This window comes from Vibrio artabrorum (assembly GCF_024347295.1).
In the GTDB taxonomy this organism is placed as follows: Bacteria; Pseudomonadota; Gammaproteobacteria; order Enterobacterales; family Vibrionaceae; genus Vibrio; species Vibrio artabrorum.
In genome coordinates, this window is sequence record NZ_AP025458.1 from 1,964,155 (window position 1) to 1,984,785 (window position 20,631).

The following is a 20,631-nucleotide window of genomic DNA, read 5'->3' on the forward strand; positions in this document are numbered from 1 at the left end:
ATGTTAAGTTACTACACATAGATAAATTACTCGTCATAGGTAAGTAACTGACCCACCGATAATTTTCTAGTAACGACAGATAAATAAAAAGCGGCGCGATAATTCAATTATCGCGCCGCTTTTTCATTTTCTTTACGTCACGGGCTCAATAAGAACAACAATAGTAAGCCTATGGACTAGCTGTCGTCTTCAGTGAAATTCGTTGGTAATGTCGTTTTCATTTCATTCCAGATTTGAGCACTTGCAATGCCGTAATTACGGATCACTAATGGCAAATTTTCACGTTGGCCGCTCTCACAAATAACAAACAACTCTTTATAAAACTCCATCGCTAAACGGCGGGCTTCTGGATTAGAGAAGTAATAGCTACCAACACGGTCATACAGTTTACGTACACCGTTAAAAATCAGGCCGTAAATTTGGTTGCCTGAATGGAACGCCAAACGTTGAAATAGCATATAATCATAAAAGTTAAATGTCTTCGCAATTAGGATTGTTTGACGTTTCTCTTCGTCTTTTTCTACGTTTTCTTTAACGGCTTGCTTAATCTTATCTGCATAAGGCGATGAGGCTAGAAAGTCATCCCATGTTGGTGCCGCAAGTAAAGCTTCACAAGATTCAATCACGTTAGTTATCGTACGCTCAGAGGCTTCTTTATTTGCTTTGAAAGCATAACGCATAAAGATCGGGCTGATATTCGTCCGAGCGGCCAGTAAGTCTTCTACCATTTTACTGGCATTATCAACATCCAACGTCATTAGTGTATCGAGAATATGAAGACCTGAAGTCTCCATAAATTGGTTCACTTTGGTTGGTTTGCCGTGTTGTATTGTCAACCAACCGTCACGAGCGAGACGCTGGAGTACTTCTCGAAGCGTCGTACGTGTAACACCAATCAGCTCAGAAAGCTCACGCTCTGCGGGCAAGATAGAACCTGGAGGGAAACGGCCATTCCAAATACTTTCAATGATATACTTTTCTGCAAATCCTGCCGGGCTCTTCGCCTTAATGACCATCTACACTTCAATCCAATTATTCTATTCTAATTACTCATCATACCACTAGTCGAACCGAGCGGAAACACCCTCAAAAACTTTACTCACCTCGAATAAGTTAGAGTTAAAACTCTAAAGTTAATCAAAAGTTTACATCTCGAGCTGAGAAAGCAAGCGACTATAAACAACCATCCCTAATAATCGCCCGATATAAAATTACATTGAAAGTCAATAACATAAATCACAATAACGGAGTAAATAAATTGCAAAATAACATTGCAATAAACACCTATAAAGCCTAGTTATCCCTGCGACTTTTAATCATTTCGCTGAAATATTGATTCTAGTCGGTTTTTATCACATTTTAAGTGGTATGCTTGCGCTACTTTGATCGCGTTTCTCAACAAAAAGCAGGTGTTTTTAGTACGACAAGGCTTTTCTTGTTGACTAAATGTTATCTAATAGTAAAGTTTCGCTCAAAAATAAGCACTGCTTGAGTTTCTAAGGGAGTGACTTGGCAAGACCACAGAACATTACATGGAATGTAGTTTTTCTAACTCACTGTTAGTTATAGCTTTTTTTAAAATATTTATAGCTCGATTCTCAAATGTTGTATTGCTTGCCTGTTTATCATCAACATAAAAGAGTATTAACATGCCGATGTCTCTCGGAAATGCTTTTATCAAGAACTTCCTTGGAAAAGCTCCTGATTGGTACAAACTTGCCATCATTTCCTTTTTAATCATCAATCCATTTATTTTCTTCCTCGTTGACCCATTTGTTGCGGGCTGGCTATTGGTGGTAGAATTTATTTTCACTCTCGCTATGGCGCTAAAATGTTACCCTCTTCAACCGGGGGGCTTATTGGCAATCCAAGCTGTCGCGATTGGCATGACCAAACCAGAAATGGTGTATCACGAGCTGCAAGCAAACCTCCCAGTATTACTCTTACTGATATTTATGGTTGCTGGCATCTACTTCATGAAAGAACTCCTTCTGTTCATATTCACGAAGATCTTGCTCGGTATCCAATCTAAAATTTTACTCTCTGTCGCTTTTTGTGTCGCAGCCGCTTTCTTATCAGCATTCCTCGACGCACTAACGGTCATTGCTGTTGTTATTAGCGTCGCGGTTGGCTTCTACTCGATCTACCATAAAGTAGCATCGGGGAAAGGCACTACGTCCGCACATGATCATACTCACGATGAAGAGATTTCTGAACTAACACGTGACGATTTGGAAAATTACCGCGCTTTCCTACGCTCACTACTTATGCATGCTGGTGTAGGGACGGCACTTGGTGGTGTGATGACCATGGTCGGTGAGCCACAGAACTTAGTGATTGCGAAACAAGCAGGCTGGGAATTCGGTGAGTTCATTATTCGTATGCTTCCAGTAACCCTGCCGGTCTTCTTTTGCGGTATTCTAACGTGTGCTCTCGTTGAAAAACTTAAAGTGTTTGGTTACGGCGCAGAGCTGCCAAATAATGTTCGTCAAATCTTAGTCGAATTCGATAACAAAGAACGCGCAAGCCGCACTAAGCAAGATATAGCAAGACTTTGGATTCAAGGCGCAATCGCCGTTTGGCTCATCGTGGGTCTTGCGCTTCACGTGGCTGAAGTCGGCTTGATCGGTCTATCCGTTATCATCTTAGCAACGGCTTTTACCGGCGTAATCGAAGAGCACTCTATGGGTAAAGCCTTTGAAGAGGCGCTACCATTCACCGCTCTGCTCGCGGTTTTCTTCTGTATTGTTGCTGTCATAATCGACCAGTCATTATTCAAGCCCGTTATCGATGCTGTACTTCACGTTGAAGATAAGGGCGTTCAGCTTGCACTGTTTTATGTCGCCAATGGAATCTTATCGATGGTGTCAGATAACGTGTTCGTCGGCACGGTGTACATTAACGAAGTGAAAACGGCACTGGTTGAGGGCATCATCAATCGTGACCAATTCGATCTTCTTGCTGTTGCAATAAACACAGGAACGAACCTTCCTTCTGTAGCAACACCCAACGGGCAAGCTGCATTTCTATTCTTATTAACATCGGCACTCGCTCCATTAATTCGACTATCTTACGGCCGTATGGTGTTCATGGCACTGCCATATACCGTGGTATTAGCGCTTGTCGGCCTTGTTGGCATCGTGTTCTTCGTAGAGCCGATGACAGCATGGTTTTATGACTTAGGTTGGATCGTTCAACGCACTGGTGAAGTGGTTGCTCCTATCTTGTCAGGAGAACATTGATATAACTTTATATGTACTTTTACGACGAACACTCTAACTAATCAAAAATATTAGTTGATCCGGAAACTTATCCAAGATAAAAAGCTCTGAGTAAACAGGGCTTTTTATTTTATAAACAGGATTAAATTCGTGAATTTTTTTGTCATTCTTAAAGACTTCTCTAAGCGACGTCTCTCTTGGCTTTTGCTACTGGCTTTTATTCTGTTTTTTGAGGCGTGTGCACTCTTCTTTCAGCATGTGGTGATGCTTGCGCCTTGTGTGATGTGTATCTATGAACGCGTCGCGATGCTGACTATCGGCGGCGCAGCAATCGTTGGTGCAATTGCCCCTAACAATCCAATATCACGTTGGCTTGGCCTTGTGGGTTGGGGATTTGGTGCTTACAAAGGTTTAACGTTAGCGTTGCAGCATGTCGACTACCAGTTCAATCCTTCCCCCTTCGCAACTTGTGATTTATTTGTCACTTTCCCTAGCTGGGCGCCTCTAAATCAATGGGCTCCATGGATGTTTGAGGCTTACGGAGACTGCAGTAAGATCGTGTGGCAGTTCTTGAACCTATCCATGCCGCAATGGTTAGTGATTATCTTTGCCGGAAATCTAATTGCTTTTGGATTGATTGTTATTGCTCAATTTGTTAAATCAAAAAAAGACTAACGATACACCATTAAAATTTGAACAATAAAAAAGTCGATCATGAGATCGACTTTTTTATTGCTTAAACTCTAAGGCTCACTCTAGCTAATACCAATCACAGTAAGTAAGTAAGTGATCAGAAATAGCGTAGAGAGAAAGATTAAGAACAAGGCCGCTCTTTTCGATAAGAAGTTTCGATAAGTAGTTATTCTACATCAAAAATTCTAACGAAGTTATCGAGCTTTTTAACAAGCTAGGGTGACCAGTTATTTACTACGATTGGTATAAGTATCTCACAAGCCGACATTAGGCGCTTTTTCCACAGCATTGCTTAAACTTTTTACCACTTTCACATGGGCAACTGTCATTACGGCCGATGCCTTTGAATGGGTTAACGCTTTGTGACTTATTACCAAGCATGACTTCGTCTGCCGCCAACGCCACTTCAGCAATCATCAGATCGACCTGACCCACTAGGTCTTCAAGTCCCGGGGGATTTTCAAACCCAGCGGCAATCATCTGCTGCTGAGTCAACTCTTCATCAATCCCTAACATGAGTGTTGTCAGAAGCGCTTGCAACATACGCAGCGTACCATCTGCCATCGTCACGGTTTGCCACTGTTCTTCTACTGTCGGCCAAACCATCATAAAGCCTTCTGCGAAATCGGCGAATTGCTCATTGAAGTCACCGTCAGCAAATACCTCTGTCAGTAAAAATTCACTCCGCTGAATCAAGTTATGCTGACGATTGATTTGCTCAGTTACAGCTGACACCAATTCGGGTGGCGCATCAGGAACAATAACAGCAAGCCAAGCTTGAGGATCTAATGGTTTAGTTGCTAAGTTCGACGCCAAAATAGCACCTTCAATAAATTGAGGCGTGCTCTCTTCAGTTAATACTGTTTGATCCAATAATTGATATTTCATGAAAACTCGAGTGTTTAAATCATTTTGCTCATTATAGCGTTATCAAGCCCAACCGTCGCCATTAACCGCTCAAGCAAGCGGATAACAAGAACACCATACTCATAGTGACAATCCAGTGTTCAAACCGTACAATCACGCCTCCTAATTTTAGGGTGACAACTTTGGAAAAAACATGCGCGTAATACTTGGCCCTATGGAGGGCGTTCTAGACCACCTAATGCGTGAAATTCTCACAGAGATTAATGATTACGATCTCTGTGTGACAGAGTTTGTGCGCGTCGTGGACCAACGTCTTCCTCCGCATGTGTTCCACCGTATTTGCCCAGAGCTACATCAAGGGTCTCAAACCCTTGCGGGTGTGCCGATCCATCTCCAACTACTCGGACAGCACCCAAATTGGATGGCAGAAAATGCCTTCCAAGCCGCCGACCTAGGCGCGAAAGGCATTGATCTAAACTTTGGGTGTCCTGCGAAAGCGGTCAATAAAAGTAATGGTGGAGCTTCACTACTCAAAGAGCCCGAGCTGATCTATCAAGTGGTGAAGTCTTGTCGAGAAGCGGTACCTGCGCACATTCCTGTGTCCGCAAAGATTCGATTAGGTTGGGAGCATCCGGAAGAGTGCTTTGAAATCGTCGATGCCATCGAGCAAGCCAAAGCTGACGAACTCACCGTGCATGCAAGAACCAAAGTGGGCGGCTATAAAGCCAGCGAAATAAAATGGGATTACATCAATCAAATAAGAGAAAAAACCTCTCTGCCGTTGATTGCTAATGGGGAGATCTGGAACTATCAAGATGGTCAAGATTGCATAGAAGCAACTGGCGTCGATTCATTGATGGTCTGCCGCGGTGCTTTTAACATTCCAAACCTAGGCAATGTCGTTAAGCACAACCACCCGAAAATGCCGTGGGAGAAAGTAATCGCACTTTTGCTACGCTACTCCGAATTTCAAATTAAAGGGGATAAAGGCATGTACTACCCCAATAGAGTAAAGCAGTGGTTTGTCTATTTAAGTAAAGGCTACCCTGAAGCGAACGAACTATTTAAAGAAATTCGAACTTTCAAGAAAGCGCCGCCTATCGTAGAACGCCTACAACGTTATCAACAGGAGCATTTCCGTTGAGCTTAACTATCCTTACCCCTGTAGAGTCCCCCCTCTCTCCATTGCATCATGAGATCTAAGAGATCTCAAAACGTGGTTAAAACTCGATTCGGTCTTTACCCATGCTCTTAGCCACGTACAGTTTCTCATCGGCGTACTTAAATATCTCTGTAAAACTAAGCTTCCGCCCGCCCGCTTCAACAATACACACACCGCCAGAGACGGTAAAGCCAGTCGGGATAATATCGACTGATCTTGTGCAAATGGTCTCTTTGACGCGGTGTAGGGTCTCAACCAAAGATGTACGATCATCGCCTTTTATATAAACAACAAACTCTTCACCGCCAAACCTTGCAACGACGTCACTGCTTCGAATACTACTATTGAGTTGTTGCGCCATATAACGAATAACATCATCACCAATATCATGACCATAGGTATCATTAATCAACTTGAAATTGTCGATATCAAATATCGTCAAAGCAAACAATTTGTCGTGTTCTACTCGGCGCCAAAAAGCTTCTAAACCACGTCGATTCAATAGGTTTGTCATTGGGTCCTTGGCTGCAAGATCTTTAAAATAACCACGTTCAATATTTGAATTGACGTAAAAGAAGATAGTTACAGAGAACAAATAGACAATAATGGCGACAATTAAACCGTCTTTTTCATAAATAAAGAAATTCTCGATTTCCTTCGTCAGATCCAACTCATAGTAAATAGCATGATGTGATGTGACACCCTCTAGATGAATTTCCTCGTAAAAAATACTGGTATCACTTGGAGTCACTAATGTTGTATCAATGATGTCCACTTTTCCGGCTAAAAGGGGATTGGAAACCTCAAGCAATTTGTCCACGTTAATGTCGACCGAGAGTATGCCTTGGTATACCCCTTGGTGAAACACAGGGCTTGTCATGCTAATAATACGATCTAGTGAATCAAATCGGTGCATGGGCCCATTTAATGTCAGTTGTTCTGGGCTATTCGCCGTTGCTTGCCAATAAGGGCGACTCTTGATAGTCGAAAGCTGTTCTTTACTTAAGCCTTTAGCAAAACTTTCTGGTGATGAAATAACATAACCATGTCGGTCTATAAAGTGTACACCGTTGTGAAATTCATCCAGTTGCGATAAGAATGAAAGGATCGGTGCTAAAGATATCTTCTCTGATGCACCTTTGTATTCATCGCTGGTTTCAGAACAAAGCGACTCTTCACCGACCAACATATAATCAATATCCACAGATGGAATATCCGCTATTTTGCTATCCGCAAGAAGCTTGGCCTCGATAGGCCAAATTCGACATAAGCCGTTAATAACCTGCTTATTATGGTCAAGAGTCAGCGTGCTACCTGATCGATAGTAATTAGTAAAACTATAATCCAAGGCAGTGACAACTTTAGTGGTTCGGTTAAATGCCTCTTCAACACGATGAAATTCGGTTTCGATGTCTTTCTTTACTGCATCCAAATGGTTCTTTGCAATTAGGCCAATCAGTATCACACCAATCACAGCAGGAAAGCCAAAAACAAAGGTGAGACTAAAATGCCTGTTTACTTTCATATTTGTCTGATCTTAGCAATTTCTTACATACACTGTTCATATTATGACATCATTTGCATTATTTTTCGACATAAAATACTGTAAGTCGGCATAAAGTTCATATGGTTGTTTAACCGCATAATCATTCATTGCAAACCCATACCCCCAAAAAATGGGGGCCGTAAATAACCTCGTTTCAGCCATTACTGCAACAGATAAACACCCTATGTTTCGTAGAAGTCATTCAGGATGAGAGATAAAAAGAAAGGGCGCCAACACGATAATAAAAACCATTGAGCGTGAAGTTTTTCGATCAATGAATGATTATCGCACGGTCAACCACCGACTGAGGCAATGTAACTCCTAGCTTACGAGCCGCAACCAAATTGACCACAAGGTGAGAACTCTTCGCTGTTTTTACGCTCAACTCTCCCGGTTTTTGTCCATTAAGAATGGCTACGACATAATCAGCTGTTTGCAATCCAACATCATAATAATCTAGACCAATGCCTGCGATAGCGCCTTTCCCAATATAAGATGTTGTACCAGCAACCACAGGTATGCCCGCTTGGTTAGCCGCTTCTATAAGTCCTTCAATACCGCTTGCAACTGTGTTGTCAGTCAACGCATAGATAACATCAGATTTTTTAGCCACAGACTCTGCTTTCGACTCAATATCATCGATAGTGAGCGCTTTTTCAGTATACAGACTGAGCCCAAGTTCTTGTGTAGCCTTCTTCAACAACCTAACTAAAGCAACCGAGTTTGCCTCTGCTGGGTTGTAAACCACACCGATAGACGTTGCCTGAGGAAGAAGCTCTTTAATTAACTTCACATGTTGGGATATCGGGGATAAATCAGAAAGGCCCGTAACATTTCTCTCAGGTTTATCCAGGTGTTTAACCAGTCTGGCACCGATAGGGTCAGTAACCGCGGTAAAAACAATAGGTATTGAGCGAGTCGCTGAGACCAAAGCTTGCGAAGTTGGTGTAGCAATGCCGACCAATACATGAGGATTTTCGCTAACCAACTTTCTGGCGATTCTTGCTGCTTTGGCTGGACTTCCATCCGCCATCGCGTAAGAAAACTCTAGGTTTTTACCGATTTCAAAACCTTTCGCGCGTAATCCGTCTATAAGCCCAGCACGTGTCGCGTTTAAATCTGGATGGTCGACAACTTGTGAAACTGACACCTTGGCCATATTGGCCATGGCATTGCCAGTCCATAGCAATAGAAAAACACTCAAAATAGCTGTGTATCGTTTTATTATAGAACCCATCAATAATCCCTTAATCAAGCTCCCATCGTTATTGCTCGATCAAAGAGAACAACATCAAAATACTGTTGACATTAATACCAGTAACGGTTCAGAAGTTGAAGTAATATATAACAAAAAAACAACATCTCTCTAATTGTGCGAGGAAAGGCAAATTTGTGTGTCGGGAGAAAGTAAGAAACTGAATGAATAAGTGATATCAATGAATCTGAGAGCAAGCGAATAGTGTATGGCAGCTCTCAGGTTATAGGGGAAAAACAAGGGATGATCTCGAAATTGTGCTTCTTTCGTTAAAACCAACGTTCCATGGAAGACTTGTCGAGCTGGCGAAATGCGCGATTTAAGATTATCGCTAATTCTTTATAGCGGGGGCGCGACTTCATAGGCTCTAACGCAAAACCCGTTTCAGTGATCTTTTCATGCAGTTCGCGGTACCACGAAACCAACGCGGGTGGAAGTTGAGTCTTTGAGCGGTTACCCAACCACCACATGCCTTGAAGCGGCAAACTTAAAGCGAACAAAGCCATAACTACGGCTTGCGGTATCGCTTGATAATTATTAAAGACCATTTGTGTCAAGACACTAATCGCAGCTATCGCTGGCATCACTTTCACACCAAAACGGGTCGCTTTAATAATGCGCTGCTCAGGGAAAATAGCGTTTAACTCTTTTCGAACAGGCCAGAGATCCATGTACTTTTGACCATCTTTTAAACTGCTCGCTAAACCAACTCTATTACTCATATGAGCCTCCCATTAAAAAAAAGTTGAAACCATCAACTAAAAACACAAAAAATTGACGAAAAATAATATTCTTTCAAATTTTTTTGTTATATTTGTACAATATCGCTATTATTTGCAGACCTCAATCTCATTGTTGCCCTTATTTACAATTTAAGCAACTTTGTGACGACTTCTGCAGGGAATGCATAGGCCTCTTTCTTAAAAAAGTGCGCTTTCACTTTAAATACGGAAATTAACGTTTTTTTGACCAAGGTTAGTGCGTAAGCCGCGATGCTTCGTCTATTCTTGAGATTAATTTTCATTCTAAACTGATTTCGATCAGAAAAATAAACAGGTAGTCATTAATGTCTAAGCTAGTTTTAGTTTTAAACTGTGGTAGTTCTTCTCTTAAATTTGCTGTTGTTGATGCAGAAACAGGTGCAGAGCACCTAACTGGTCTTGCTGAGTGTCTAAGTCTTCCAGAAGCTCGTATTAAGTGGAAACTTGACGGCAAGCACGAAGCACAACTAGGCGCAGGCGCAGCTCACGTTGAAGCACTATCTTTCATGGTAGAAACTATTCTTGCATCTAAGCCTGAGCTTAAAGCTAACCTTGGCGCTATCGGTCACCGTATCGTACACGGCGGCGAGCAGTTCACTCAATCTGCACTGATCACGGATGAAGTACTTAAGGGCATTCAAGACGCTGCGACTTTCGCACCTCTTCACAACCCAGCTCACCTAATCGGTATCGAAGCGGCTAAAGTAAACTTCCCTGGTCTACAAAACGTTGCTGTATTTGACACGGCGTTCCACCAAACAATGCCTTCTGAGTCTTACCTATATGCTCTACCGTACAACCTGTACAAAGAGCACGGTATCCGTCGTTACGGCATGCATGGTACTTCTCACCTATTCATCACTCGTGAAGTGGCAGGCCTACTAAACAAGCCAGTTGAAGAAGTTAACATCATCAACTGTCACCTAGGTAACGGCGCTTCTGTATGTGCAATCAAGAACGGTCAATCTGTAGATACTTCTATGGGTCTTACTCCTCTTGAAGGTCTTGTAATGGGTACTCGTTGTGGTGACCTAGATCCTGCAATCATCTTCCACCTGCATGACGCTCTTGGTTACTCTGTTGAAGAAATCAACAACATGCTAACTAAAGAATCAGGTCTTGCTGGTCTGACTGAAGTGACTTCTGACTGTCGTTTCGTTGAAGACAACTACGGTGAGAAAGAAGAAGCAACTCGTGCAATGGACGTATTCTGTCACCGTCTAGCTAAGTACGTTGCTGGTTACACTGCAACTCTAGAAGGTCGTCTAGACGCAATCACTTTCACTGGCGGTATCGGCGAAAACTCTGGTCCTATCCGTGAAATGGTTCTAAACCGCCTAGGTATCTTCGGCATCGAAGTTGACGGTGAAGCGAACCTTAAAGCACGTTTCGGCGGCGAAGGCACTATCACGACTGCAAACAGCCGTATCCCAGCAATGGTTATCTCTACTAACGAAGAGCTAGTTATCGCTGAAGACACTGCACGTCTAGCAGGTCTTTAATTGATTTTCCTGACTGGCTTCACTCGAAGCCAGTCAGTTTGTCATATCAAGAAAATGGGGCTCAACTTCTATTCCTACCCCAATTTAGATATCGGTAGGAATAGCGGTTGAGCTTTTTTATATCCAATAGTTAAAGGTGTTCATCAATGTCACGTACTATTATGCTTATCCCTACAAGCGCTGGTGTTGGTCTTACTAGTGTTAGCATGGGTGTTCTTCGCGCGATGGAGCGCAAGGGCGTAAGTGTTTCTTTCTATAAGCCGATCGCTCAACCTCGTAGCGGTGGTGATCAACCCGATCTAACGTCTACTATTATCAGCGCAAACAGCGATATTATGATTGGCGAGCCAATCGCAATGACTAAAGCTGAAGCTTTGATTGGTAGCGAGAAAATGGACGAGCTTCTTGAGTCTGTTGTTGAGCAATACAACAAAATCAACAAAGACGCTGAAGTCACGCTAATCGAAGGCCTAGTCCCTACTCGTAAGCACCCATTTGCGAACCAAGTAAACGCGGAAATCGCGAAAACACTCGGCGCAGAGATCGTATTCGTTGCGACTCCTGGTACTGACAACCCTACGCAACTTAAAGAACGTATCGAAGTAGCATGTTCTAACTTCGGCGGAACTAAAAACAAGAACATCAAAGGCGTAATCATCAACAAGCTTAACGCTCCTGTTGATGAAGCTGGCCGTACTCGCCCTGACCTATCTGAAATCTTTGATGATGCAGACAGCGCTCAGCAAGCGAACCTTGAAGTGATGCAAATCTTCAACTCTAGCCCTATCCGTGTCCTTGGCTGTGTGCCATGGAGCATCGACCTAATCTCAACGCGTGCGGTTGATATGGCTAAGCACCTTAACGCTGAAATCGTTAACGAAGGTGAAATCTCAACGCGTCGTATTAAGAGCATCACTTTCTGTGCACGTTCTCTACCGCACATGATTGAGCACTTCAAACCAGGTTCACTGCTAGTAACTTCTGCAGACCGTCCTGACGTTATCGTTGCTGCGGCTCTTGCGGCGAAAAACGGTGTTGAGATTGGCGCAATCCTACTGACTGGCGGTTACGACATTCCAGAAAGCATTGCTAACCTTTGTGCACCAGCATTCGCTTCAGGTCTACCGATCTTCAAGGCTCAAGGTAACACTTGGCAGACGTCTCTAAATCTACAGAGCTTCAACCTAGAAGTACCTGCAGACGATAAAGAGCGTATCGAGTTCGTTAACGATCACGTTGCAAGCCACATTGATGGCCCTTGGATTGATTCTCTATCTGAAGGTACTCAAGGCATCCGTCGTCTAAGCCCACCAGCATTCCGTTACCAGCTAACTGAATTTGCTCGTAAAGCGGCTAAGCGCATCGTTCTTCCTGAAGGTGATGAGCCACGTACAGTGAAAGCTGCGGCTATCTGTGCTGAGCGCGGTATCGCAACGTGTGTACTTCTAGGTAACCCTGAAGAAATCCGTCGCGTTGCTGCACAGCAAGGTGTTGAGCTTGGCGCTGGCGTTGAGATCATCGATTCTGCATCCGTTCGCGAAAACTACGTCGCTCGTCTAGTCGAACTTCGTGGCGCGAAAGGTATGACTGAAGTTGTTGCTCGTGAGAAGCTAGAAGATTCCGTATTCCTAGGCACTATGATGCTTGAAGCTGGCGAAGTTGACGGCCTAGTTTCTGGTGCTGTTCACACAACGGCGAACACAATCGTTCCTCCGTTCCAGATCATCAAGACTGCACCTGATGCTTCTATCGTATCTTCAATCTTCTTCATGCTTCTGCCTGATCAAGTTCTTGTATACGGTGACTGTGCGATCAACCCAGATCCAACAGCAGAACAGCTTGCTGAAATCGCTATCCAATCTGCAGATTCTGCTGCGGCATTCGGTATCGACCCACGCGTTGCTATGATCTCTTACTCTACGGGTGAATCTGGTAAAGGTGCAGACGTAGATAAAGTACGTGAAGCAACGAAACTTGCTCAAGAGAAACGTCCTGATCTCGTGATCGACGGTCCTCTACAGTACGATGCTGCAATCATGGAAAACGTAGCCGCTTCTAAAGCGCCTAACTCTCCAGTTGCAGGTAAAGCGACAGTATTCGTATTCCCAGACTTAAACACGGGTAACACGACTTACAAAGCGGTACAGCGTTCAGCAGATCTAGTCTCTATCGGTCCAATGCTTCAAGGTATGCGCAAGCCAGTAAATGACTTGTCTCGTGGCGCTCTAGTAGACGACATCGTTTACACAGTCGCTCTAACGGCTATCCAAGCAGACCAAGCGGCTCAAGCGGAAGAAAAAGTAATTAACTAATTTTTCTTTTGTAGAAAGCAAAAACCCTAGATTTTTATCTAGGGTTTTTTTATATCTGACCGATATCTTTGTTTTGATTTACGCAGGTTTGGTCATCGTAAAATTAACCCAAGTTTTCTCGACCGTGTGCTGATTCGAGATCTAACTCAGGCCCTTTGGGTACCACTTGAGTCGGATTGATACCGGTGTGGCTGTAGTAGTAGTGACGCTTGATATGATAGAAATCGGTCGTCTCTTTAATACCCTCTATTTGATACAACTCTTTTAAGTAACCTTGAATGTGTGGGTAGTCAGCAATTCGCTGCTTATTACACTTAAAGTGCCCAACATAAACCGCATCAAATCGAACCAGAGTGGTAAACAAACGCCAATCCGCTTCTGTAATCTCGTTACCCGCTAAATAGCGATGTTCGCTAAGGTGAGCATCGACTTTGTCTAACGCCTCAAACAACGCGTCATACGCTTCTTCGTACGCTTCTTGTGTTGTCGCAAAGCCAGTTCGATAAACGCCGTTGTTGATGTTCGGGTAAATATAATCATTCCACTCATCAATTTTGTTCGCTAATTCCCACGGATAGTAATCATCGGTGTTGCCTGTTAACTCATTAAATTCTGAATTAAACATACGGATAATCTCAGACGACTCGTTACTCACGATGGTGTTGGTTTTCTTATCCCACAATACAGGCACCGTTACTCGGCCCGAGTAATCAGGCTTGGCTTGGGTGTAGAGTTGATGCATTCGCGTATGACCGAATAGGGGTTCAGGTAACCCCATTTGCCAACCTTCACTCATCATATCTGGGCAAACAATGGTCACATCAATGTGATCGGTTAAGTCTTTCAGCTCACGGAAGATAAGGGTTCGGTGCGCCCAAGGGCAAGCTAACGATACGTATAAGTGGTAACGGCCACTTTCTGGCTCAAACTTCGCGCTCGGTTTGTTCTCTACCCAGTGACGAAAGCCAGCATCTTCGCGAATGAACTTACCTCCGTTTACTTTGGTGTCGTACCACACATCGTGCCAAATACCTTCAACTAACTTACCCATATCCAAACCTCTGTCATCTATACTTTTCTCTAGTATAAAAAAAGCCAACTTTTTCAAAACTAGAAGAAGTTGGCTTAGTTATTCGAATTATTTGAAGAATGTTATTTTAGCTGGACCTTTGAATAGAAAAAAAGCGCAACTCATAACAAGTTGCGCTTAAGCCTGTCACAGGCCGAACTGGTGTAAATCAGGCCTAGGCTTGCACGTGCAAGCAAGATACGGCGTGTACCTCATTACCTTGAATCGTTGGTCTAGTTTGCGCGCATGCCTCTGTCGCTTGAGGGCAACGAGTACGGAATACACAACCTGATGGTGGATTAATTGGTGATGGTAGATCACCTTCCAGCATTTGTATGGTTTTACTACGCTCTAAACGAGGATCTGGAATTGGTACAGCCGACATCAACGCTTTGGTGTATGGATGCTTAGGCTCTGAGAACAAGGCATCAGACTCCCCAAGCTCAACTGCGTTACCTAAGTACATGACCAAGACTCGATCAGAAATGTGTTTCACAACCGACAAATCGTGGGCAATGAAGACCAAAGACAAACCTAATTCTTTTTGTAGTTCCTTAAGAAGGTTAACGACTTGAGCTTGGATAGACACATCCAGCGCCGATACGGGTTCATCACAAATGATCATCTTAGGTTTCAAGATAAGCGCACGTGCGATACCAATACGTTGACACTGCCCACCCGAGAATTCATGTGGATAACGGTTAATTACGTTTGGTAGTAGACCTACCTTCGCCATCATCTCTTTGACTCGGTCTTTCACTTCCTGTTTAGAAAGCTCTGGATAAAAAGTTTGCAAAGGTTCAGCAATGATGTCACCGACGGACATACGCGGGTTGAGCGATGCCAATGGGTCTTGGAAGATCATCTGGATCTCTTTACGAGTCTCACGACGTTTAACTTCCGACATTTTAGTCAGGTCTTGACCTAACCACATCACTTCCCCTTCAGTCGCTTCAACCAAACCGATAATCGCGCGTGCGAACGTCGATTTGCCACAACCAGACTCACCAACAACACCTAGCGTTTCGCCTTCATAAAGGCGTACATCAACACCATCAACCGCTTTGAGGTTTGATGGCTTCGCCCAAGGCCAAGCAGACTTAGCCGCGATGCTAAAGTGAACTTTTAAGTTTTTAATATCTAATAGTAATTCTTTGCTCATTTTGTCCAAGTCTCCCAATCTGAAAAACAAGCACGCTGACGATCTTGACCAAATGGCTGCAAAATCGGTGCTTCTTGCTTACAACGGTCCATTACACGGTGACAACGGTCTTGGTAAGGACAACCCGGCGGTAGGCGAAGTAAGTTAGGTGGGTTACCTGGAATCGTCGGTAGAATTTCACCTTCAGTATCCAAACGAGGGATCGCTTTAAGCAAGCCTTCCGCATAAGGGTGGCTTGGCTCGTAGAAGATTTCATTAACGGAGCCATACTCCATGGTACGACCCGCGTACATCACGAGTACTTTGTCACATGAACCAGCAACCACACCCAAATCGTGAGTGATCATAATGATCGCTGTGTTGAACTCATCTTTCAACTCGTTGAGCAGATCCATGATTTGCGCTTGAATGGTTACATCCAGTGCCGTGGTTGGTTCATCAGCAATCAGCAATTTAGGACGACATAGCAGAGCCATTGCAATCATTACACGCTGACGCATACCGCCAGAGAATTCGTGTGGATACATGGTAATACGCTTACGGGCCTCAGGGATTTTAACTGCTTCAAGCATGCGTACTGATTCTTCAAACGCTTCAGCTTTACCCATGCCTTTATGCAGCATAAGTACTTCCATCAACTGATCACTAACTTTCATGTAAGGGTTCAGTGAGGTCATTGGGTCTTGGAAGATCATTGCGATCTGTTCAGCTCGCACCTTGTTCAGCGCTTTTTCAGGCAGATTGAGGATCTCATTGCCTTCAAATTTTGCACTGCCCGAAATAATGCCATTCTTAGCCAACAGCCCCATCAGCGCGAATACCGTTTGAGATTTACCTGAACCTGACTCACCAACAATACCAAGCGTTTCGCCTTGGCTAAGTGAGAAGTTCAGGTCATTAACTGCGGTAACAATACCATCTTGTGTGGTGAATTCGACACGCAGATCTTTGACATCTAATAAGCTCATTATTACTTCCTTAATCTTTTATAGCTTTTATTGCTATTTCGTTATCTGTCTTTTGGATCAAGCGCGTCGCGCAGACCATCACCTACATAGTTAAAGCAGAACAGCGTAACAACCATGAATGCCGCAGGGAATGCCAGTTGCCAGATTGCAACTTCCATTGTTTGCGAACCTTCTTGAAGCAATGCGCCCCAGCTCGTCATAGGCTCTTGAACACCAAGACCAAGGAAAGATAAGAATGATTCAGTCAGGATCATGCTTGGAATAAGTAACGTTGAGTAAACTGCAACAATACCCAATACGTTCGGTACGATGTGACGAGTGATAATTTTCCATTTGCTTACGCCACAAACATGTGCCGCCTCAATGAATTCTTTACTACGTAAACTCAATGTTTGACCACGTACAATCCGCGCCATATCTAACCAAGCAATCGCACCGATAGCGACAAAGATGAGTATGATATTTCGACCAAAGAATGTCACTAATACGATAACGAGGAACATAAAAGGAACCGCGTACAAAATCTCGAGAATGCGCATCATCACTCGGTCAGTGCGTCCGCCAATAAAGCCAGAAGCTGCACCGTAAAGCGTACCAATTAGCACGGCTACGAATGCACCCATCACACCGACCATGAGAGAGATACGGCCGCCAATCATCGTACGTACGTAAAGGTCACGACCTAAACTATCAGTGCCAAACCAGTGATCCGCATTGGGTGCAGCGTGCATTGCATACCAATCCGTATCATCGTATGTGTACTGCGCTATCATCGGCAAGAAAATCACCGCCAGTACCATAACCGTCAGAATACACAAGCTGACCATTGCTGCTCTGTTTCGCATGAAACGAATTCGTGCATCCTGCCACAAACTGCGACCTTCAATTTCCAGATTCTCTGAGAATTTTTCGATCGCTTCTAAGTTTTCTTTTTTCTTCAACATAACCATGCGTCCCTGTTAGTAGCGAATTTTCGGGTCAATCAGCGCTAGCAAAATATCAACGATCGCGTTGAACAAGATAAATAGGAAACCAATCAAAATGGTCACACCCATAACTAACGAGTAATCACGGTTAAACGCGGCGTTCACAAACAACTTACCGATACCAGGCAGGCCGAAGATGGTTTCAACAACAACAGAGCCTGTAATGATACCGACAAACGCAGGCCCCATATAAGAAACAACAGGTAGCATTGCTGGTTTAAGAGCATGTTTAAGCACAATGTAACGATAACTTAAGCCTTTTGCGCGAGCCGTACGAATAAAGTTACTATTGAGAGTTTCGATCATGCTACCGCGAGTGATACGAGCAAACGTTGCTACATATAATAAAGACATCGCAATAACGGGGAGGACAACGTATATGTACGTTCCTCCGTGCCAACCGCCCGCTGGGAATATATGCCAATGCAACGAGAAGAGATAAATGAGTGCTGGGGCCAATACGAAGGAGGGCATGACTACCCCGATCATGGCGGTCGACATTATGGTGTAGTCGACCCATGTGTTGTGCTTCAAGGCGGCAATGGTTCCGACCGATACCCCCATAATCAAAGTAAAGATAAAGGCAATAACCCCTACCTTAGCAGAAACTGGAAGCGCAACTGCGATCAACTCATTCACCGTATAATCTTGATACTTGAATGATGGGCCAAAGTCACCCTGAAGTATGTTTGTTAGATACGTGGTGTACTGTTCAAATACAGGTTTATCTAAGCCGTATTTAGCTTCGATGTTAGCCATAACTTCTGGCGGTAGCGGACGCTCGCTTGAAAACGGGTTACCCGGAGCGAAACGCATAAGAAAGAAAGATATTGTAATCAATACCAACATGGTTGGAATTGCTTCAAATACCCTTTTCATTATGAATTTAAGCATAAACTCACTCTTTCAGTCTGTGACAATTAAGAATAAAAATAGACACTGCGCGCGCTATACCGCGCACGCAGGCCTGAGGTGGTTATTTTTTTTATAGGTGGTTATTTTGCTTTGATATAAAGATCTTTTGAATAGATCTTATCTTCTGCATTACCAGATGGGTAACCACCGAGTTGAGGTGATACTAGACGAGCTGTAACGTACTGATAAAGTGGTGCTATCGGCATATCTTTCGCCAACAACTTCTCGGCATCAGTATAGAGCTGAGTACGCTCTTTTTCTGAAGTCGAGTGTAGCGCTTTATCAATGATTTGGTCGTACTCTGCACTCTTATAGTGTTGACCACCCGTTGTATTTTTGCTGACCATCAACGTTAGGAATGAAGACGCTTCATTGTAGTCACCACACCAACCAGCACGAGCAACATCGAAGTCGCCAGCATCTTTACTGTCTAGGTATGATTTCCACTCTTGGTTTTCAAGTTTCACGTTCACACCAAGCTCTTTTTTCCACATAGATGCGATTGCTACCGCAAGCTTCTTGTGATTTTCAGAGGTGTTGTAAAGTAGACTGAACTCTAGAGGATGTTCCTTAGTGTAACCTGCTTCTTTAAGAAGGCGCTTCGCTTCAGCAACTCGCTCTTTTTGGGATAGTTTACCGTACGCTGGAACCTCTGGATTGAAGCCCGCTGTAATTTCAGGAGTCAAGAAGTAAGCCGGTTTTTGACCTTGCCCAAGAATGGCTTTAGTCAAGACATCACGGTCTACCGCGTAAGACATCGCTTTACGTAGTCGTACGTCGTTAAAAGGCGCTTTCTGTGCGTTAAACTGATAGTAATAAGTACACAAGTTACCCTTAACGGCAACATCTTGCGGGTACTCTTTTTGTAGACGACGGAAGTGCTCATTTGATACTTCATACGTGAAGTCTAGCTCACCAGATAGGAAGCGGTTCATTTCAGCCACTTGGTTCTCGATAGGTAAGAACGTGACTTTATTAAGAACGGTATGGTCGTTATCCCAGTAGTTTTTATTACGTACAAGCTCAAGACGCTCGTTAACTACCCATTTATTTGGAACAAACGCACCGTTACCGACAAAGTGCTCTGGCTTCGTCCATTGTTCACCGTACTTCTCAACCGTTGCCTTGTGCACAGGCATCATAGTTGTGTGACCCATCATCATGACGAAATAAGGTACAGGTGCATCCAATGTAACAACAAGAGTATGTGCATCTACGGCTTTAACGCCTAGTTCACTCTTATCTTTCTTACCCTCGACGATGTCTTTCGCGTTCGCCATCTTGGTGTATTCTACGTACCAAGAATATGGAGAACCTGTCGCAGGATCGACGGCACGTTGCCAGCTGTAAACGAAATCCTCAGCAGTGACAGGATCGCCGTTAGACCATTTTGCGTCTTCACGTAGGTGGAAAGTGTATGTTTGGTTGTCTGTCGTTTCCCAGCTTTTCGCAACACCAGGGACAGTGTTACCGTCAGCATCTTGGTTTACTAAGCCTTCTAGCAGATCACGAATTACATTTGACTCGGGAACGCCTTGAGATTTGTGAGGGTCAAGCGTTGCTACTTCAGTACCGTTACCACGAACAAGTTCCTGAACTTTGGCTAGTTCCGTACCAGCAGGAACTTGAGCAGCGATAGAAAGAGTAGAAGTGGCAGCCAATGCCAAACCAGCACCTAGAAGAAGGGCCTGAGTGATTTTATTCTTATACATTCAATAAACTCCAAGTTTTTTTGTTGCATCCATGACTTCTTTGTTAAGTTCACTGAACGGCAGTGATTTAGATTTATTTAGCTAGGAAGTTAAGCATAAAAACCTAAAACCTTACAAAGATTGAGGCACACACTATCAACCATTGAAGTAATTTTCCATAAACAAGTCACAAAAAATCGAATAATTCTTCGAAACAATCAAGGTATCAGTGTAATACTCTATTAAAAAACCAATAAGCAGTGGGTTACACATAAGGAGTCACACAAATGCAGCCTTTAGTGTTGACACGTCTTTACTGAAACTTTTTTTTAGCATCTTATGCTAAAATACGGCGACCAAGTTAACATTACCGACACATCAAATCTAATTACACGTCACATATCGTCTAAATAGACCGCTCTATTCGTGATCACTATCACCTTATATAGAGCAGCATAATACTCTGCAGTAAAGTGGACAATTCATAACATTAATACACGCTCGACAGCGGCTGAAATGAA

16 protein-coding genes are annotated in these 20,631 nt (G+C 43.6%); 5 read left to right on the plus strand and 11 right to left on the minus strand.

Annotated elements, in window-relative coordinates; translation table 11 throughout:
• Positions 1-176 precede the first annotated feature (176 nt).
• Positions 177-1,016: a fatty acid metabolism transcriptional regulator FadR gene (gene fadR, locus OCU36_RS08780; protein ID WP_261837658.1), complete on the minus strand. Its 840-nt coding sequence runs from the start codon at positions 1,014-1,016 to the stop codon at positions 177-179.
• Between the two features lie 633 nt (positions 1,017-1,649).
• Here fadR and nhaB point away from each other — a divergent pair.
• Positions 1,650-3,242, plus strand: coding sequence for a Na(+)/H(+) antiporter NhaB (gene nhaB, locus OCU36_RS08785; RefSeq protein ID WP_261837659.1), 1,593 nt, complete (start codon positions 1,650-1,652; stop codon positions 3,240-3,242).
• 129 nt (positions 3,243-3,371) lie between these two features.
• On the plus strand, positions 3,372-3,896 hold the full coding sequence (gene dsbB / locus OCU36_RS08790) for a disulfide bond formation protein DsbB (protein ID WP_261837660.1): 525 nt from the start codon (positions 3,372-3,374) through the stop codon (positions 3,894-3,896).
• A gap of 285 nt (positions 3,897-4,181) precedes the next feature.
• Here dsbB and OCU36_RS08795 read toward each other — a convergent pair whose 3' ends face one another.
• On the minus strand, positions 4,182-4,802 hold the full coding sequence (locus tag OCU36_RS08795) for a YecA/YgfB family protein (RefSeq protein ID WP_261837661.1): 621 nt from the start codon (positions 4,800-4,802) through the stop codon (positions 4,182-4,184).
• A 172-nt stretch (positions 4,803-4,974) separates the two neighbouring features.
• Here OCU36_RS08795 and dusC point away from each other — a divergent pair, with 172 nt between their 5' ends.
• Complete coding sequence (gene dusC, locus OCU36_RS08800; protein ID WP_261837662.1) at positions 4,975-5,925, plus strand: tRNA dihydrouridine(16) synthase DusC; 951 nt, start codon at positions 4,975-4,977, stop codon at positions 5,923-5,925.
• Between the two features lie 76 nt (positions 5,926-6,001).
• Here dusC and OCU36_RS08805 read toward each other — a convergent pair whose 3' ends face one another.
• The 3 genes from OCU36_RS08805 to yfbV form a co-directional block, all read right to left on the minus strand.
• Positions 6,002-7,468 carry a GGDEF domain-containing protein gene (locus tag OCU36_RS08805; RefSeq protein WP_261837663.1) on the minus strand — a complete coding sequence of 489 codons (1,467 nt, stop codon included), beginning with the start codon at positions 7,466-7,468 and terminating at the stop codon, positions 6,002-6,004.
• Between the two features lie 292 nt (positions 7,469-7,760).
• The gene (locus tag OCU36_RS08810; RefSeq protein ID WP_261837664.1) at positions 7,761-8,726 is read right to left on the minus strand and encodes an ABC transporter substrate-binding protein; all 966 of its coding nucleotides are present in this window, start codon (positions 8,724-8,726) and stop codon (positions 7,761-7,763) included.
• A gap of 287 nt (positions 8,727-9,013) precedes the next feature.
• Complete coding sequence (yfbV, locus tag OCU36_RS08815) at positions 9,014-9,466, minus strand: terminus macrodomain insulation protein YfbV (RefSeq protein ID WP_261837665.1); 453 nt, start codon at positions 9,464-9,466, stop codon at positions 9,014-9,016.
• Positions 9,467-9,810: 344 nt separating this feature from the next.
• On the opposite strand from yfbV, the gene OCU36_RS08820 reads away from it, so the two are divergent.
• On the plus strand, positions 9,811-11,007 hold the full coding sequence (locus tag OCU36_RS08820) for an acetate kinase (protein ID WP_261837666.1): 1,197 nt from the start codon (positions 9,811-9,813) through the stop codon (positions 11,005-11,007).
• Positions 11,008-11,153: 146 nt separating this feature from the next.
• Complete coding sequence (pta, locus tag OCU36_RS08825) at positions 11,154-13,319, plus strand: phosphate acetyltransferase (RefSeq protein ID WP_261837667.1); 2,166 nt, start codon at positions 11,154-11,156, stop codon at positions 13,317-13,319.
• A 103-nt stretch (positions 13,320-13,422) separates the two neighbouring features.
• Here the strand turns inward: pta and OCU36_RS08830 are convergent, their stop codons facing one another.
• From OCU36_RS08830 to OCU36_RS08855, 6 genes are all read right to left on the minus strand, one after another.
• Positions 13,423-14,370, minus strand: a complete 948-nt coding sequence (locus tag OCU36_RS08830) for a glutathione S-transferase family protein (RefSeq protein ID WP_261837668.1) — start codon at positions 14,368-14,370, stop codon at positions 13,423-13,425.
• 193 nt (positions 14,371-14,563) lie between these two features.
• Positions 14,564-15,550: a murein tripeptide/oligopeptide ABC transporter ATP binding protein OppF gene (gene oppF / locus OCU36_RS08835; protein WP_261837669.1), complete on the minus strand. Its 987-nt coding sequence runs from the start codon at positions 15,548-15,550 to the stop codon at positions 14,564-14,566.
• Positions 15,547-16,518: an ABC transporter ATP-binding protein gene (gene oppD, locus OCU36_RS08840; protein ID WP_261837670.1), complete on the minus strand. Its 972-nt coding sequence runs from the start codon at positions 16,516-16,518 to the stop codon at positions 15,547-15,549. Before oppD ends, oppF begins: the two co-directional genes overlap by 4 nt.
• 41 nt (positions 16,519-16,559) lie before the next feature.
• A complete protein-coding gene (oppC, locus tag OCU36_RS08845) occupies positions 16,560-17,462 on the minus strand; it encodes an oligopeptide ABC transporter permease OppC (RefSeq protein ID WP_261837671.1) in 903 nt (300 codons plus the stop codon).
• Positions 17,463-17,477: 15 nt separating this feature from the next.
• Positions 17,478-18,398, minus strand: coding sequence for an oligopeptide ABC transporter permease OppB (oppB, locus tag OCU36_RS08850; protein ID WP_261837672.1), 921 nt, complete (start codon positions 18,396-18,398; stop codon positions 17,478-17,480).
• A 101-nt stretch (positions 18,399-18,499) separates the two neighbouring features.
• Positions 18,500-20,131: an ABC transporter substrate-binding protein gene (locus tag OCU36_RS08855; RefSeq protein WP_261837673.1), complete on the minus strand. Its 1,632-nt coding sequence runs from the start codon at positions 20,129-20,131 to the stop codon at positions 18,500-18,502.
• Positions 20,132-20,631: the final 500 nt, after the last annotated feature.

What these genes read in the sequence shown, in the direction of transcription:
- OCU36_RS08795 (WP_261837661.1), bottom strand. Translation starts at nt 4,802, where the DNA reads ATGAAATATCAATTATTGGATCAAACAGTATTAACTGAAGAGAGCACG.
- OCU36_RS08805 (WP_261837663.1), bottom strand. Translation starts at nt 7,468, where the DNA reads ATGAAAGTAAACAGGCATTTTAGTCTCACCTTTGTTTTTGGCTTTCCT.
- OCU36_RS08810 (WP_261837664.1), bottom strand. Translation starts at nt 8,726, where the DNA reads ATGGGTTCTATAATAAAACGATACACAGCTATTTTGAGTGTTTTTCTA.
- oppD (WP_261837670.1), bottom strand. Translation starts at nt 16,518, where the DNA reads ATGAGCTTATTAGATGTCAAAGATCTGCGTGTCGAATTCACCACACAA.
- fadR (WP_261837658.1), bottom strand. Translation starts at nt 1,016, where the DNA reads ATGGTCATTAAGGCGAAGAGCCCGGCAGGATTTGCAGAAAAGTATATC.
- OCU36_RS08830 (WP_261837668.1), bottom strand. Translation starts at nt 14,370, where the DNA reads ATGGGTAAGTTAGTTGAAGGTATTTGGCACGATGTGTGGTACGACACC.
- OCU36_RS08855 (WP_261837673.1), bottom strand. Translation starts at nt 20,131, where the DNA reads ATGTATAAGAATAAAATCACTCAGGCCCTTCTTCTAGGTGCTGGTTTG.
- dusC (WP_261837662.1), top strand. Translation starts at nt 4,975, where the DNA reads ATGCGCGTAATACTTGGCCCTATGGAGGGCGTTCTAGACCACCTAATG.
- pta (WP_261837667.1), top strand. Translation starts at nt 11,154, where the DNA reads ATGTCACGTACTATTATGCTTATCCCTACAAGCGCTGGTGTTGGTCTT.
- yfbV (WP_261837665.1), bottom strand. Translation starts at nt 9,466, where the DNA reads ATGAGTAATAGAGTTGGTTTAGCGAGCAGTTTAAAAGATGGTCAAAAG.
- OCU36_RS08820 (WP_261837666.1), top strand. Translation starts at nt 9,811, where the DNA reads ATGTCTAAGCTAGTTTTAGTTTTAAACTGTGGTAGTTCTTCTCTTAAA.
- oppB (WP_261837672.1), bottom strand. Translation starts at nt 18,398, where the DNA reads ATGCTTAAATTCATAATGAAAAGGGTATTTGAAGCAATTCCAACCATG.
- nhaB (WP_261837659.1), top strand. Translation starts at nt 1,650, where the DNA reads ATGCCGATGTCTCTCGGAAATGCTTTTATCAAGAACTTCCTTGGAAAA.
- oppF (WP_261837669.1), bottom strand. Translation starts at nt 15,550, where the DNA reads ATGAGCAAAGAATTACTATTAGATATTAAAAACTTAAAAGTTCACTTT.
- oppC (WP_261837671.1), bottom strand. Translation starts at nt 17,462, where the DNA reads ATGTTGAAGAAAAAAGAAAACTTAGAAGCGATCGAAAAATTCTCAGAG.